This window comes from Tessaracoccus rhinocerotis (genome assembly GCF_007197885.1).
Lineage (GTDB): Bacteria > Actinomycetota > Actinomycetes > Propionibacteriales > Propionibacteriaceae > Arachnia > Arachnia rhinocerotis.
Genome location: NZ_VKKG01000004.1, coordinates 213,036 through 228,086, shown reverse-complemented (window position 1 = coordinate 228,086; position 15,051 = coordinate 213,036). Strand labels below are relative to the sequence as shown.

The following is a 15,051-nucleotide window of genomic DNA, read 5'->3' as shown; positions in this document are numbered from 1 at the left end:
AATGCAGCAGGTCGCTTCCGCGAACCCGGACTCGTGGACCGGGGCCGCGGCAGCCGCGGCCCGGGCGCGTCGGGGAGTACTGGTGGAACGTGGGACCGGACTCGGCGAGCAGCTCGACCGGGCGGCAGCTGCCCACGGCGAGGCTGCCGGCCAGGTGGCGTCGCTGCGCTCCGGCATGGGCGCCGCCGTCTCCTACGCCCGCTCCCGCGACTTCCAGATCACCGACGGCGGTGCCGTCGTCAGCCACGCCACCGGCTGGTCACAGCTCGATCCCCGACGGGCCTACTGGCGCGTCCAGATCTGGACGTCGGTGCAGACCCTGGTGTTCCGGATCAATGCGGTCGACGTGCGCTTCGCGGCCCGGCTCGCCGTACTGGCCGCCAAGGGTCAACTGAGCGCCTGGGGCACCGGCATCGGGGACGCGCTGCTGTCCGGGGCGCAGTTCGCCGGCGACAAGATCGACGATGGCCTCGACTGGTCCCGCGACCGCTGGGAGGACCTCGGCGAACTCGCCGACGACGTGCGAGACACGGCCGGTGAGCACCTCGCCGCCTTCGGCGCAGGGGTCGACAGGTTCCTCGACGCTGCCGGTGAGCGCCCCCGCTGGCTCGAGGAACTGCTGGACGACGGCCAGCTCCCCTCGGTCTCCGAGGTGCTGGCCACCGGCGCCTACCTCACGGGCCTCGGCGGCGGCGCCGTCGCCAACCTGGTCACCGGCGAGGACCAGCGCTTCTTCGACGACCGCACCCCGTTCGTGGGGGACCCGCGCCACGTCAACGCGCTCGACGGTCGCCGCCTCGCCGACCCGTCGGACCTGATGCGCGACATGTGGGACGTCTACAGCACGCGCGACGAGCCGGGCGCGGAGAGGCCCAGCGTCCAGATCACCGTGATCGAGAACCCGGGGCAGCCACCCCGCTACATCGTCGCAATCCCCGGCACCACAGAGTCGATCGACACCTGGGACGGCTGGACCGGCCATCAGGGCGGCACGGACTGGGCGGCCAACCTCAAGGGGGTCGGGTACGGAACCACCTCGTCGACGCAGGCCGTGATGGCCGCCATCGACGAGGTCACGGCGAACCACCCGGGCGGCACACGGCCGGAGATCGTCCTCACGGGCCACTCGCAGGGCGGGATCATCGCCGCGAACCTCGCCTCGGACCCATCGTTCGCGGACCGCTACGACATCGGCGGCATCATGACGGCCGGCTCGCCCATCCAGTCCGCACCGATCCCCCACGACGTCCCGGTGATCAACTTCGACAACCAGTACGACCCGGTGCCGAAGCTGGACTTCGGTGGCGCCGGCGGCGCGGCCCAGCCGAACGTGGTGGACGTGGACATCAGCAATGCCGAGGGCGAGTCCGGGCTGTTCGACTGGCACGGCCAGGAGACCTACGACACCAAGATCCGCGACATCATGCAGCCGGGCACGTCACAGTGGCTCGAGGACGAGTCGCCGGTGCACGACTTCGACGAGCGGATCAGCCGCTTCTACCCCGAGGGCTCCGGCACGATCCACACCTACCAGGTGGAGGTCGGGCGGCAGTGAGCGACGAGTTCGCCGAGCGCCTGCGCTCGGCAGTGGCGGCGATAGAGGGCACCGAGCGCGTGGAGGCGACGTTCCGCATCGGCGGTCCGGTCGGAGCGCAGTCGGTGGTGAACATCCACACCCCGGCGACCGAGCAGACGAGCATCACCGCGATCCTGGAGCAGGCGATGGCCCGCTGCGCCGAGGTGCTCAGCGATGCCCCGACCGACAAGGGCAACCTGTTCCTCTACTGCTACGACGCCGAGGGCATGCGCCACACCATGAGCGAGGTGGCCGAGGACCTGTCCGTGGCGATCAGCTTCAGCCGGCTGATGCTGCGCGTTCGAGGGGTGTGATCCGCCCCGTCCGCCGGTCGGCGACGCTGCGGGGCATCACGACGGGGTGGCCGAGCAACGGATCAGGCGTGACGTCGGCGTCTAGTCCGAACACGTCGGCGAGCACCTCGGGCACCAGCACCTGGCTCGGCGTGCCCTGCGCCGCGACCCGGCCACCGTGGACGGCGACGACGTGGTCGGCCACCCGCGCCGCCAGGTTCAGCTCGTGCAGCACCATGACGACGGTCGCCCGGCGCGACGGATCGCGCGGGTCAGGGAGGTCCCGCACCAGGTCCATCAGGTCCAACTGATGGGCCAGGTCCAGGTAGGAGGTCGGCTCGTCGAGCAGCATCACGGGAGCGCTCTGCGCCAGGACGAGCGCGAGCCAGGCGCGCTGCCGCTGGCCGCCGGAGAGCTCGCTCAGCCGTCGCTCGGCGAACTCCACCATCCCGGTCCGCTCCAGCGCCCCGGCCACGGCCTCGGTGTCGTCGGCCCGGCGGCCGCCGAGCAGCCTGCGATGGGGGTGCCGGCCACGGTCCACGAGCTGCTCCACCGTCATGCCCTCGGGCGCGACCGGCGCCTGCGGCAGCAGCGCGACGGTGCGTGCGAACTCCCGCGGTGACCAGCCGGCGGTGTCGCGGCCCAGCACGGACATGGAGCCGCTGCGCAGCGGGAGCTGGCGGGTGAGGCCACGCAGGAGCGTGGTCTTGCCGCTGCCGTTGGCGCCGATCAGGACCGTGGTCCCTCCCAGGGGGACGTCCAGGTCCAGCTCGTCGACCACCAGCGCGTCGTCGTAGCCCAGGGAGACCCCCCTGAGTCGGATGGCCGGTGCGGATGGGTCGGACGGGATCATGTGTTCCCCCTCCTGGAGTTGGTGAGCAGGAGCCAGAGCATCAGGGGTGCGCCGGCCGCGCCGGTGAGGACCCCGGTGGGAAGGGTGACGCCGAGCAGTTCGGCGCCGACGAAGTCGGCCAGCACCACCAGGCACGCTCCACACAGGGCGGTGGTGGGCAGGGAGAACCGGCCGCGGGTCAGCCCCAGCGCGATCGGGCTGGACATCAGAGCCACGAAGGCCAGCGGGCCGGTCGCGGCGGTGGCGACGGCGGCGAGGGCGGCACCCGTGACCAGCGCGCCGAGGACCAGGGGCGCGGGCCGCGTCCCCAGCCCATGCGCGAGGTCGGCGCCGAGGTCCACCGGAGCCATCGCCCAGTGGATCCAGCCGGCCACGGGCAGCAGCACCAGCAACGCGACCCCCAGCATGGTGATCCGCTCCCAGCTGGCCGCGTTGAGCGAGCCTGCGGTCCAGATGGCCGCGGTCTGCAGGTCATGCAGCGACAGGCTCAGCATCGCCCCGGCGACGACTGCCTGGGCCAGCGCGGCGACGGCGATGCCTGCGACGATGAAACGGTCGCCACCGATGCCCCGGGCCCGGGTGTCGCGCCGGGTGCCGGCAGAGAACCACAGCACCACCGCCGTCGCCGCCAGCCCGCCGAGGAGCGCGGCGGCGGCCATCTGGATCCCGCGCAACTGCCCGAAGGCGAGCGCACCGACGGCGAACGCGGCGGCGCCGTGGGTCATTCCGAGGACGTCGGGGCTGGCCAACGGGTTGCGAAGGCTGCGCCGGAACATTCCCCCGGCCGCCCCGAGCCCCAGACCGGCCAGTGCGCCGATGACGGCCCGCGGCAGCTTCTCCTCCAGCACGATGAAGCTGGCACCGGGGATCTGGGTGCCGCCGAGGATCGCCACGAAGTCGCCGACGGTGACCGTGTAGCGCCCGAGCAGGATCCGCACGGCCATCAGCGCGAGCAGGAGCAACGCCAGGCCGAGCACGACGACGACGACGCGGCGCCCGGCGCGGCGACGCAGCCGGGTCACGACGGCGCGGGCCTCGGCCCCGACGGGCTCGGGCGGGTGGAAGTCGCCGTCGGGTGCTGGCGCGTGGAGGCTGACGACGCTCACACGAACCGCCTCCGTCGGAGCAGGACCAGCAGCAGCGGCGCGCCGAGGACGACGGTGCTGACGCCGACGTGGATCTCCTGCGGCGCGATCACGAGACGGCCCAGCAGGTCGGCCGAGACCACCAGCACGGCACCCCAGAGGGCCGCCGCGACCGTGAGTTCCCGGTGGTTCGCGGGCGCGAACCGGCGCAGCGCGTGCGGGACCATCAGGCCGACGAACGCGACGGGGCCGGCCAACGCGGTCGCGGTCGCGGACAGCACGATGACGGCCGCGAACAGAGACACCCTGACGCGCTGCGGGTTGGCACCCAGCCCGTGGGCCAGGTCGTCGCCGAGGGCGAGCGCGTCGAGGCCGGGAGCGAGTGCCACGACCGCCAGGATGACGGCCAGCGCCACCGGGGCGAGCCAGAGCGCGTCGGAGAGCTCGGCACGGGCGACGGAACCGACGTTCCAGAACCGGAACCGCTCGAGAACGGCCGGGGAGCTGATCAGGAGTGCAGTGGTCCCGGCCATGGCCCCGGCGGTCACGGCCGCGCCGGCGAGGATCAGCGCGAGCGGGTCCGGGCTGCTCAGCGTGAGCCGGCGCAGCGAGAACCCCCCGAGGCTCTGGGACGCCGACGCCACGACGTAGACGATGACGGCCGCGCCGAGCGTGCCGACCACCGACGAGGCCAGCACCGAGGCGAGGCCACCGGCCAGCCCGAGTGCCAGCCCGATGGCCACCGCGAGCGACGCGCCCGCGGTCAGTCCGAGCAGCGCCGGGTCGCCGAGCGGGTTGCGGGTGGCGCCCTGGATCGCGACGCCGGAGACCGCGAGACTGGCGCCGACGACGACGGCGGTGATCGTGCGCGGCACCCGGGACAGCACGGCAGCCGCGTCGATGTTGCCCTGGGCGGCGTCGGCGTTGCCGGTGACCAGCGCCCACAGCGCGTCGACCGTGGTTCCCAGGCCGACGCTGCGCGCACCCAGGGCGACCGCGAGCAGGCAAGCGAGCACCAGCACGGCGAGCGGCACCCCGAACGACAGCGCCCACCCTGAGGCGCGCCGCGGCCCCGGGGCCCGCGAGGGTCCCGGAGCCGGGTGGGTGGTGGTGGAGGTCACGTGCTTCCCCGTGGGGTCGGGCTCACCGCCCGGCGCCCTCCGCGGCCTCGGCGATCGCGGGCAGCACGTTCTCGAGCGCCCAAGGGATGGACAGCGGCGAGGCCGCCGAGACCGACAGGACCAGGTGGTTGTCCGTCTGGAGCACGAGGGCGTCGTTGGCGACGGCGGGGATGGAGGACAGCAGCGGGTCGGCCTTGATGGCCTCCCCCACGGACTCGTCCATGGCCCAGGTGACCAGCACGTCGGAGACCAGCTCGTCGGCGCGCTCCGGGGACCAGGTGATGTAGAAGCCGTCCTCTGCGGTGGCGTTCTCCACCACGACGGGCGCCTGCACCATGCCGAGGGAGTTCAGGAACCGGGGCCGGTTGTCGACGTCGGTGTAGAGGTAGATCTGCTCGGCGGCCGCGGGGTCGACCGACCCGTACAGGTAGGTCTTGCCCTGGATCTCGGGGTACTGCTCGGCGGCCTCGGCGACGGCGGCCTCGACGTCCGCCACCACTTCTGCTGCGCGGTCCTCGAGCCCGAGGGCCTCGCCGATGAGCCGGGTGGAGTCCTGCCAGGACGTCCCGAAGGCCAGCGCGCCCTCCGGCGGGGCGACCACGGGGGCGATCTTGCTGAGCTTGTCGTAGTCCTCCTGGGTGATCCCGGAGAAGGCGGCGATGATCAGGTCCGGGGTGGCCGCGGCTACCCCGGTGAAGTTGATGCCGTCGGCCTCCGAGTAGGTGGTGGGCAGGTCCGCCCCCAGCTCGGCCAGCTTCGCGTCCATCCAGTCTGTGGACCCGTTCTCGTTGGCACCGTACTCAACGGCGGCCATCGCCACGGGAACGACCCCGAGGGCCAGCGCGACGTCCTGGTTGACCCAGCTCACCGACGCGACCCGCTCGGGCTGTGCCTCGATGACCGTCTCGCCGTACTGGTGGGTGATGGTGCGCGGGAACTCCCCTGCTGCCCCGGGCGTGACGGAGGTGGTGGCATCCGGCTCCGGGGCCACGGGGTCCGTCGGACCGGTTGTGCAGGCGGCCAGCACTGCCGCGAGCGTCGCCGCGGAGGTGCCGAGCAGGATTCGGCGGGAGATCTGGTTCAAGAGCTGTCCTCGATAGTCGTGTGCACAGCGGGGGCATTAGGCAGCAGATGAGTTGCTTAATTCTCAGTAAGGCTAACCTTACTGAGGAAGCGTGCGCAAGGCCGTCCGGGATCCGGTCGCGGCTATCGCCCGAGCAGTCGCTCGACTGCGGCCGTGAGCCCTGCGGCCACGTCGCCGGGTGCCACCTGCTGGAGGTCGCGGCTGCGGGCGTGCAGCCGGTGGAGCACCCCGTCTGCGACGTACCAGGCCACCTCCTCGCTCGCGCCGCTGGCGGCGTCCACGGCGAACACGAAAACGCTGGTCGGGGCCGCGTCGGCCGCGGCCAGCGCCGCCTCGGTGGGCTCGACCGGATACGACTCCCCCACCGCCGCCACGTCGGCGCGCATCGCGTCGACGGGCGGCAGCACGCGCCGCAGCAGTGGCCAGATCGAGGGCAGCGGCGCCCAGGCGACCTCCGCCTGCGGGTTCACGACGTCGATCCTGCGCCCCTCGCCGACGGTGGCGCGCACCGTGACCGCGACCGCGCACTCCTGCTCCGGACAGGCGTAGAGGTTGGTCAGGAACGCCACGTCGTACTGGCGCGCCACCAGCGTGAGCGCCACCTTGGCCCGCGCCTGCGCGTCGATCGCACGCTCCCAGTCCGGGGCCAGTGCGGACTGCTCGTCGAGGATCCCGGCGGCCCGCCACTGCAGCAGCTGCTCCTCGCCGGCGCCGTCGGCGGACCCGGTGGCCAGCCGCTCGACGGCGGCCTGCCAGGCGGGCATCGCGATCCGCCCGACGTGTAGGTCGTCGGCCGTGGCAACCATCGTGGGTTCGGGCATGGGCGCGATCCTATCGGCGCACCCCGTCCAGCCGATGGGTGGTCGAGGTTCGCGAATCAGAAGTCGGCCCGGGCCCAGACCCGGCCCGGACCGACCTCCAACTCGACGCCCACGGGTGGATCCCCCTCAACCGGGACCATCCACACGCCGGCGCCGCCCCCCGTCCCATATCCGTCGCCGAGCGTCCACGACCCGCCGTCGGTCCGGCCACCGGCGGCATCGACCAGGACGCAGTCATAGCTGGCCCCCGGCCGCCCCGCGCTGATGCTGAGCACGACGTAGGGACGCCCGCTGAGATCGGCGAGCGCAGCCGTTCCGACGACGTCGCCCTCGCCCGTGACGAGGGTGGCGACGGCGTCGGCGCGCGGTGCGGCTGCCGGCGGCCCCTCCCGAGTCAGCAGGAGCGTGCCGCCGACGCCAGCGGCCAGGCCGAGCACCACGGCCGCAGCGACGGCGAGCACCGGAGCCCTCCGGAGGGGCGCGCGCGGCGCCCGCGCCGCCAGCACCTTCCCGGAGAACCCGGCCGGCGGGTCCACGGACGGAGCGGTCACCAGCAGCCCGCGCATCCCCTCGTCGAGCCGGCTGTAGCGCTCGTGGCAGTCGGGGCAGTCGGCCAGGTGCGTGGCCTCGGACCCGTCGCCGGCACCGAGGGCGATGTCGAGGAGCTCCGCGTCGTCGAGGTGTCGCTCGTCAGTCATGTTCGGCCTCCATCGCCTGCCGCATCCGGAGCAGCCCGGTTCGGATCCTGGTCTTGGCCGTGCCCAGCGGGATCCCCTCGCGGGCGGCCACCTCCTTGGCCGTCAGGCCTCCCACCACGGCCAGCACCACCGCCCTCGCCTGTTCGTCGGGCAGGGAGCGCAGCCGGTCGCGCGCCGCCAGCGTCTCGACTCGACCGGCCGCGCCGTCGGGCGGCTGCCCGTCGAGGGTGCGGGAGACGAGCAGGTCGAGGTCCGCGGCGTCCACGGGGACGCTCCGGCGGGCGCGCAGTGCGTCGATGCCGAGGTTGCGGGTGATGGTCAGCAACCAGGCGAGCACCGATCCACGCCTCGGGTCGAAGGTGGACGCTGCCCGCCAGGCGCGCAGGAAGGCCTCCTGTGCGACGTCCTCGGCCAGCGCGCGGTCGTGCGTGATGGACACGGCCAGCCCGAACACCCTCGCCTGGAACCTGCGCACGAACGCCACGGCGGCCGACTCGTCGTCGACCGCCATCCCGGCGACCAGCGCCGCGTCGCCCGTCCGGTCGGTCAGCGGAAACAGGTTCACGTCGCGGGATACGGACGAGCGGCCCGAAAGGATTGCGGAAACTCGCCATCCTTCTCCGCGTCCCGTCCGTACCACCCTTCGACCACCTTTCGATGTCAGGAGGAGACCATGGTTTCACTTGCAGGACCGCTCCGCGCCACGGGCGCGATACTGACAGCTCTGGTGCTCGTCGGATGCTCCGGCGCCACCGAGCCCGAAGCCCCGCCGGTCACCGCCCCGGTGACACCGGCTGCAACCGAGGCCGGCACCACGGAGACGACGATGACCCCGGAGACGACCGCCGCGACCACGGAGACGACGACTGCGTCGATGGAGACGACGTCGGCTGAGACCGATGCGGCCGGGAACGCCCTCACACTCGCGATGTCCGACTCGAATCTGGGCGAGATCCTCGTCGACGGCAACGGCGTGACGCTGTACCTGTTCACCAACGACACCCAGGGCGCGGACGCCAGCACGTGCGAGGGACAGTGCCTCGTGAACTGGCCACCCCTCGTCGGAGAGCCGATGGCGGGTGAAGGCGTCGACGACTCGCTGCTCGGCTCGTTCACCAAGCCCGACGGCACCGTCCAGGCCACCTACAACGGCTGGCCGCTGTACTACTGGATCCAGGACACCGAGCCCGGCCAGACCACCGGGCAGGGCGTGCAGGGGGTTTGGTTCGTGCTGGACCGTGACGGCGAAGCCGTGGGCGGGTGAGGTCGGTGGACGTACTCGGTCTCCCGCTGCACCCCCTCGTGGTTCACGCTGCCGTGGTGTTCGTGCCCCTGGCGGCCGTCGCGGCGCTGCTTGTGGCATTCTGGCCGACGGTGCGCACGCGCCACGGCTGGCTGGTCGTCGGGCTCGTGGTGGTCGCGGCGGGATCGGCCCTCGCGGCGAGGCTGTCCGGGCAGGACTTCATCGAGTCCATGGGCGGCGGCACCCCGGCGGCGCAGGCCCACACCGCCTGGGGACTGGTGGCGCCGTTCCCGGCGATCGCGCTGGCCGTGTCCGTCCCGGCGCTGGTGTGGCTCGACCGTCGCCGCGGGAGTTCCCGCCCCCTGCGGCTCGTGCTGGTGGCCGTCACCGTGCTTTCCGCGGCGGCGGCCCTCGTGCTGATCGGGCTCACCGGGCACTCGGGCGCGACTGCGGTCTGGGCACCCTGACCTGCCGGGTGCATCGACGGGGTGCCCCAGGGCCCTCGCCCCGGGGAGCCCTTCGATCAGCTCAGGCGTGCCTCCGGGGCAGTGGTCAGCGCCGGGTCCCGCTCGACGAGGTCACCCAGCGCCGCGTCGATCCGGGCCAGCACGTCAGCGTCCAGGCTGAGTCCGCTGACCTCCGCGCTGGGAGCGATCTGCTCCGGCCGCGACGCGCCGATGATGGCGGTGGCGACGTTCGGGTTGGACAGCACCCACGCGACGGCGAGCTGCGCCATGGTGATGCCGAGGTCGTCCGCAATGGGCTTGAGATCCTGCACGGCGGTCAGGACGTCGTCGCGCATCCAGCGGGAGATCATGCTCTGCCCGCCCTTGGTGTCGGTGGCGCGGCTGCCCTCGGGAACCGGCTGGCCGGGCAGGTACTTGCCGGTCAGGACGCCCTGGGCCACCGGGGACCAGACCACCTGCGAGATCCCCAGCTCCTCCGAGGCCGGCACCACCTTGTCCTCGATGACTCGCCACAGCATCGAGTACTGGGGCTGGTTGCTGATCAACTGGATGCCGAGGTCCGTCGCCAGCGCGTGGCCGGCGCGGAGCTGCTCGGCGGTCCACTCACTGACGCCGATGTAGAGGGCCTTGCCCTGGCGCACGACATCGGCGAACGCCTGCATCGTCTCCTCGAGCGGGGTCTCGACGTCGAAGCGATGGGCCTGGTACACGTCGACGTAGTCGGTCTGCAGGCGCGTGAGCGACCCGTTGATGCTGTCGCGGATGTGCTTGCGGGACAAGCCGGTGTCGTTGGGGCCCTTGGGGCCGGTCGGGAAGTAGACCTTCGTCATGATCTCCAACGACTCACGCCGCTGGCCCTTGAGCGCCTCGCCCAAGACCACCTCGGCTGCGGTGTTCGCGTAGGTGTCGGCGGTGTCGAAGGTGGTGATGCCTGCGTCCAGGGCGGCGCGCACGCAGGCGTGGGCCCGCTCGTTCTCGACCTGCGAGGCATGCGTGAGCCAGTTGCCGTAGGTGACGGCGCTGATCTTGAACCCCGAGTTGCCGAGCTTGCGGTACTCCATGTCTGTCTCCTGTTCGATGGCTATTCGTCTCGTGGCCGAATCTACTAGGCCACGCCCGTCCCGGCGCGGGTGGGCGCCCGGTGGGACGCCCGTAACCACCCGGGCGGCGGCCCGGCTCGCGCTCCCGCGCCCGGGCGTGGCGTTGACCCAGTGATTGGGTACTGTGACGGCGACGATGAACGCAAGGTGAACATCAGCCCTTGTCCGATGCATCTGGGTCGAGGCCCTCCAATGAGTACCCGTACCTAATTCCATGGGTAATCAGTACCCAATCAAGTCGGGTAGTTGCCCCCACGATTTCATCTGCCCAACCGAACGGAACTCCGCCACTCTGGATATAGACAGTCCAATCAGGCCCCCGTGGGAAAGCTCGGGGGATGGAAGGGAGCCTCAAGTGACAGTCGACACGAACCAGCAGATCACTGCGTGCGTTGAGTTCAGCAACATTTTCCTGCACCCGCTTCTCGACGAGAGCCAGGGCGTCAGCAACCAGGCCAACCGACGCGAGCAGGCGATGCTTCGCACCCAGGCCGAGAAAATGTGCGCACAGTGCCCCCTGCAGGCCCAGTGCCTGACCGACGCAGTCACCAAGTTCGACGTGAGCGGCTTCGTCGCCGGCACCACCAAGCGCCAGCGCCAGGAGATCCGCGCCCGGCTGGGCGTCAACCTCGCCGACGACGACTTCGATTCCTACGCAGGCGTCACCTCGGGCCGTCAGTTCGACCGCGCCGAGATCCACCGCCTCCGCATGGCCAACCCCACCGAGCCGCTCAGCGCAATCGCTGCCCGCGTCGGCTGCTCCGTCTCGACGGTGAAGCGCCACCTGCGCCGCATCGAGCGCGAGGGACTGCCCACCCGGACCAACGAGTCCCGCACCGTGACCCCCGAGGAGGTCATGGCTGTGGCCGCCGACGTCGTGAACGGCACCCGTAGGAGTGCGGCCGCCTGACCCAGACCCCCCGCTGAACGACTGACCCCCGAGCCGGATTGGCTCGGGGGTCCGTTTCGTCCAGCGGGGGTGGGTGTGGTCTCGACACGCGCCGGCTCGTTCCTCGCGCGGCACGACTCGACCAACTGACGGATCAGAACCAGCGGCGCAGCTCAGCCAGGGTGCCGCCGTCGTCGAAGCGGCCGGTGACGTGGTCGGCCACCGCGCGAGTCTCCTCGGCCGCGTCGGCCATTGCGACGCCGCGGCCGGCCCAGGTGAGCATCTCGTGGTCGTTGCGGCCGTCGCCGATGGCGAGCACGTCACCGGGTGCGATCCCGAGTTCGTCCACCACCCGCTGGAGGCCGTGAGCCTTGTCGATCCCCTCGGGAGCGATGTCCAGCCAGGCGGACCAGCCGATGAAATAGGACACCTCGTGCAGCCCGAGGTCGCCGACCTGCTCGAGGAAGTCCTCGTCGGTGCTGTCGGGGTCCCGGATCACGATCCGCGAGACCGGTCGCGCGGCGAGTTCCTCAAGGCTCTCGACGACCACATCGCCCTGCAGCTCGCCCTCGGGGAACTCCTGGCTCACCCGCCAGTGCAGTCCGTCCTGGACCGCGATGCGCGCCTGCGGCACCCGCTCCGCCGCCTTGGCGAGCGTCGGCGCGGGGTCGAAGCGCTCCTCGAACACGATCTCCAGCGGCGGGTTCCGCACCACCATGGCGCCGTTGGAGACCACCGAGAAACCGGGCGGCAGCCCGAGGTGCTCGGCGATCGGCTCGGTGGCGATCCAGGAACGCCCGGTGGACAGGACGACGGGGGTGCCGCCCTCGGCGATGGCGCGCACGGCGTCTCGGAGGTCTTCGGGCATGCGGCCCGTGGCGTCGACGAGGGTGCCGTCGATGTCGAGCGCCACCAGCGCGGGGCGGAAGCTCATGCGGCGACGGTGAGGATCTCGCGCCCTCCGAGGTAGGGACGCAGGGCCTCGGGAACGCGCACCGAGCCGTCGGCCTGCTGGTGGTTCTCCAGGAGCATGATGATCATCCGGGTCATCGCGGACAGGGTGCCGTTCAGCGTCGCCACCGGCTCGGTGCCGTTGTCCGTCCGATACCGGATGCCGAGCCGCCGGGCCTGGAACTGGGTGCAGTTCGAGGTGGACGTGATCTCGCGGTAGCGCTGCTGGGTGGGCAGCCAGGCGTAGCAGTCGTACTTGCGGGCAGCCGACAGACCGAGGTCGCCCGAGGCCACGTCCAGCACCTGGAACGGGATCTCGAGGGCCGTGATGAACTCCTTCTCGAAGGCGAGCAGCTTCTGGTGCCACTCCTCCGCGTCCTCCGGGCGGCAGTGGACGAACATCTCCACCTTGTCGAACCAGTGGACGCGGAAGATGCCACGGGTGTCGCGGCCGTGCGAGCCGGCCTCGCGGCGGAAGCACGGGCTGAACGCCGCGTACTGGCGCGGCAGGGTGTCGGCCTCGAGGATCTCGTCCGAGTGGTAGGCCGCCAGCGCCACCTCCGAGGTGCCGACCAGGTAGAGGTCGTCGTCGGGCAAGTGGTAGACGTCTTGGGCCGCCTGACCGAGGAAGCCGGTGCCGGCCATGGCCGACGGCTTCACCAGCGCGGGCGGGATCATCTGCGTGAAGCCCCACTCGTCAGCCTTGGCCATGGCCAGGTTCAGCAGTGCGAACTCCAGCTGGGCACCGACGCCGGTGAGCACGTAGAAGCGCGAGCCGGAGATCTTGGTGCCGCGCTCCATGTCGATGGCGCCGAGCAGCTCCCCGATCTCGAGGTGGTCGCGCGGCTCGAAGCCTTCGGCCGCGAAGTCGCGCGGGGTGCCTACGGTCTCGATGACGGTGCCCTCGTCCTCGCCACCGCGGGGGACGCCGTCGAGGACGATGTTGCCCACCTGCGCCATCAGCTCGTCGAAACGCGCGCCGGCAGCGTCGGAGGCGGCCTGCGCGACCTTCACGTCGGCGGCCAGCTGCTTGGTGCGCACCAGAAGCTCCGCCTTCTGGTCACCCTGCGCCCGGGCCACTGACTTTCCGAGCTCCTTCTGCTCGGCCCGCAGCGACTCGTAGGCCGCGATGCCGGAGCGACGGGCCTCGTCCGCGGCGAGCAGTTCGTCAACGATCTCGACGGACTCGCCGCGTGCCTCCTGCGAGCGCCGGACGAGGTCGGGATTGTTGCGCAGCCACTTCGGATCGATCATGCGCCATAGCCTACTCAGTGCGAGAATCGGGCATGACCAAGTGGCACCCGGCGCGTTTCACGATCGGCTCCACGGCGGCCTTCGCAGTGGGTTTCGTGGTGTGGACACTGTTGCTGCCCACGCTCGACGGCCTGGACGCGTTGTGGCCGTGGGAGCCGCCGCAGCAGGAGCACTGGCTGGGCCAGATCGGCTCCGCCATTGCGATCGTCACCACCCAGAGCGTGGTCCACGTCGCCCTCCTGGTGATCGCCTTCTGGGCCGCCAGGCGCCAGCTGACCGGCTTGGCAGCAGCGCTCGTGCTGTGCGTGGCGCTGACCTTCGGTGCAGCCGCACTGGCCAGGGAACTGATCGCCCGCGAGCGCCCCGGCTCGCCGTGGGACTTCCTCATCACGCAGCAGGGCTGGTCCTACCCGTCCTCCCACCTCGCAGCCGTGATGGCGGGGGCGATCATGGTGGTCGTGGTGGTCACCGTCGCCCGCAGGAGCCCGGTGACGGTGCTGGCGGCGCGCATCGGGGGCGCGGTCCTCGTCGCCGTCGTGGCCGCTGATCGGCTCCTGATGGGCGCCCATCATGTCAGCGACGTGGCGGGCGGCATCCTGCTGGGCGGACTCACCGCCTCCCTCGCCTGCCTCGTGTCCGACGTGCACGTGCCGCGTGGCACCGCCGCCGACGGTGAGGGTCGTCGCGCCGCCATCGTCTACAACCCCACGAAGGTCATCGACCAGACCATCTTCAAGGACCTGGTGGAGCGTCGCCTCGCCGAGCGCGGTTGGGAGCCGCCCGTGTGGCTGTCCACCACCGTCGACGACGCCGGCCGGGCGATGGCCGAGGAGGCGCTGCGCGGCGAGCCCGACCTGATCATGGTGGCCGGCGGCGACGGCACCGTGCGCGTGGTCTGCGGTGCGCTCGCCGGGACCGACGGCACCCTCGCCATCCTGCCCTCGGGAACCGGGAACCTGCTGGCGGGCAACATGGGTATCCCCACCGACCTCGATCGCGCCCTCGGCATCGCCCTGGACGGCCGCACGGGCGAGATCGACGTCATGTGCGTGCGCACTCCCGGCCGCGACGACGACCACGCCGTCGTGATGTGCGGCGTCGGCGCCGACGCGGCAGTGCTCAACGACACCGATGAGGACCTGAAGCGCCAGATCGGCGTGGCGGCCTACGTCGCCGCGGCCCTCAACCACATCAAGGTGAATCCGGTCTCCACCAAGGTCACCATCGACGACGGTGAGCCGATCCTCGCGGAGGCATCGCTGACCATGGTCTGCAACGTCTCGGACCTGCAGGCGGGGTTGACCCTGGTGCCGGAGGCCAGCGCCAACGACGGGATCCTCGACGTGCTGGTGGCCACCCCGAAGAATCGGATGGAGCTGACGCAGCTGGCGTCGGCCGTCATCACAGGTGGCCGCGAGCCCGAGACCCTCATCCGCGCCACCGCCCGGAAGGTGCTGATCGAGCTCGAGTCCGAGCAGCTCTACGAACTCGACGGCGACGTGATCGGCAAGGCTGCCAGGCTCGACTTCGAGGTCCTGCCCGGCGCCCTCAGCCTGCGGCTGCCGCTCTGACCCGTCCGCGGGCAGCGCGTCTCCGCCGGGGACAGGAAACGGGGC

Annotated in this window: 16 protein-coding genes; 6 read left to right on the top strand and 10 right to left on the bottom strand. The window is 71.5% G+C overall.

The window, feature by feature from the left end; all coding sequences use genetic code 11:
* The first annotated feature begins 1 nt into the window (after window position 1).
* Window positions 2-1,555 carry a PGAP1-like alpha/beta domain-containing protein gene (locus FOJ82_RS10960; protein ID WP_143938525.1) on the top strand — a complete coding sequence of 518 codons (1,554 nt, stop codon included), beginning with the start codon at window positions 2-4 and terminating at the stop codon, window positions 1,553-1,555.
* Window positions 1,552-1,890 carry a hypothetical protein gene (locus FOJ82_RS10955; protein WP_143938524.1) on the top strand — a complete coding sequence of 113 codons (339 nt, stop codon included), beginning with the start codon at window positions 1,552-1,554 and terminating at the stop codon, window positions 1,888-1,890. The genes FOJ82_RS10960 and FOJ82_RS10955 overlap by 4 nt, the downstream gene beginning before the upstream one ends.
* On the opposite strand, the gene FOJ82_RS10950 is transcribed toward FOJ82_RS10955, so the two are convergent.
* The 7 genes from FOJ82_RS10950 to FOJ82_RS10920 form a co-directional block, all read right to left on the bottom strand.
* Window positions 1,856-2,722, bottom strand: coding sequence for an ABC transporter ATP-binding protein (locus tag FOJ82_RS10950; RefSeq protein ID WP_143938523.1), 867 nt, complete (start codon window positions 2,720-2,722; stop codon window positions 1,856-1,858). The two genes, FOJ82_RS10955 and FOJ82_RS10950, sit on opposite strands and share 35 nt — an antisense overlap.
* The gene (locus tag FOJ82_RS10945) at window positions 2,719-3,828 is read right to left on the bottom strand and encodes an iron chelate uptake ABC transporter family permease subunit (protein ID WP_221933129.1); all 1,110 of its coding nucleotides are present in this window, start codon (window positions 3,826-3,828) and stop codon (window positions 2,719-2,721) included. The genes FOJ82_RS10950 and FOJ82_RS10945 overlap by 4 nt, the downstream gene beginning before the upstream one ends.
* Window positions 3,825-4,928: a FecCD family ABC transporter permease gene (locus FOJ82_RS10940; protein ID WP_221933128.1), complete on the bottom strand. Its 1,104-nt coding sequence runs from the start codon at window positions 4,926-4,928 to the stop codon at window positions 3,825-3,827. Before FOJ82_RS10940 ends, FOJ82_RS10945 begins: the two co-directional genes overlap by 4 nt.
* A gap of 22 nt (window positions 4,929-4,950) precedes the next feature.
* Complete coding sequence (locus FOJ82_RS10935; RefSeq protein ID WP_143938522.1) at window positions 4,951-6,012, bottom strand: ABC transporter substrate-binding protein; 1,062 nt, start codon at window positions 6,010-6,012, stop codon at window positions 4,951-4,953.
* 122 nt (window positions 6,013-6,134) lie between these two features.
* Window positions 6,135-6,833 carry a hypothetical protein gene (locus FOJ82_RS10930; protein ID WP_143938521.1) on the bottom strand — a complete coding sequence of 233 codons (699 nt, stop codon included), beginning with the start codon at window positions 6,831-6,833 and terminating at the stop codon, window positions 6,135-6,137.
* A 56-nt stretch (window positions 6,834-6,889) separates the two neighbouring features.
* Entirely contained in the window at window positions 6,890-7,531 is a 642-nt protein-coding gene (locus tag FOJ82_RS10925) for a hypothetical protein (protein ID WP_143938520.1), read from the bottom strand.
* Entirely contained in the window at window positions 7,524-8,096 is a 573-nt protein-coding gene (locus FOJ82_RS10920; RefSeq protein ID WP_143938519.1) for an RNA polymerase sigma factor, read from the bottom strand. The genes FOJ82_RS10925 and FOJ82_RS10920 overlap by 8 nt, the downstream gene beginning before the upstream one ends.
* Window positions 8,097-8,204: 108 nt before the next feature.
* On the opposite strand from FOJ82_RS10920, the gene FOJ82_RS10915 reads away from it, so the two are divergent.
* Both FOJ82_RS10915 and FOJ82_RS10910 read left to right on the top strand, forming a co-directional pair.
* Window positions 8,205-8,795 (top strand): COG4315 family predicted lipoprotein, encoded by a 591-nt coding sequence (locus FOJ82_RS10915; RefSeq protein WP_143938518.1) that lies wholly within the window; start codon window positions 8,205-8,207, stop codon window positions 8,793-8,795.
* A complete protein-coding gene (locus tag FOJ82_RS10910; RefSeq protein ID WP_342780577.1) occupies window positions 8,792-9,241 on the top strand; it encodes a DUF2231 domain-containing protein in 450 nt (149 codons plus the stop codon). The genes FOJ82_RS10915 and FOJ82_RS10910 overlap by 4 nt, the downstream gene beginning before the upstream one ends.
* A 56-nt stretch (window positions 9,242-9,297) precedes the next feature.
* Here the strand turns inward: FOJ82_RS10910 and FOJ82_RS10905 are convergent, their stop codons facing one another.
* Complete coding sequence (locus tag FOJ82_RS10905) at window positions 9,298-10,302, bottom strand: aldo/keto reductase family protein (protein WP_143938516.1); 1,005 nt, start codon at window positions 10,300-10,302, stop codon at window positions 9,298-9,300.
* Between the two features lie 394 nt (window positions 10,303-10,696).
* On the opposite strand from FOJ82_RS10905, the gene FOJ82_RS10900 reads away from it, so the two are divergent.
* Window positions 10,697-11,251 carry a WhiB family transcriptional regulator gene (locus tag FOJ82_RS10900; RefSeq protein WP_185975742.1) on the top strand — a complete coding sequence of 185 codons (555 nt, stop codon included), beginning with the start codon at window positions 10,697-10,699 and terminating at the stop codon, window positions 11,249-11,251.
* 133 nt (window positions 11,252-11,384) lie between these two features.
* On the opposite strand, the gene FOJ82_RS10895 is transcribed toward FOJ82_RS10900, so the two are convergent.
* Entirely contained in the window at window positions 11,385-12,146 is a 762-nt protein-coding gene (locus FOJ82_RS10895) for an HAD family hydrolase (protein WP_185975758.1), read from the bottom strand.
* A gap of 14 nt (window positions 12,147-12,160) precedes the next feature.
* The gene (serS, locus tag FOJ82_RS10890; RefSeq protein WP_143938513.1) at window positions 12,161-13,435 is read right to left on the bottom strand and encodes a serine--tRNA ligase; all 1,275 of its coding nucleotides are present in this window, start codon (window positions 13,433-13,435) and stop codon (window positions 12,161-12,163) included.
* Window positions 13,436-13,467: 32 nt separating this feature from the next.
* Between serS and FOJ82_RS10885 the strand changes: the two genes are divergently transcribed.
* A complete protein-coding gene (locus FOJ82_RS10885) occupies window positions 13,468-15,006 on the top strand; it encodes a bifunctional phosphatase PAP2/diacylglycerol kinase family protein (RefSeq protein ID WP_143938512.1) in 1,539 nt (512 codons plus the stop codon).
* Window positions 15,007-15,051 lie beyond the last annotated feature (45 nt).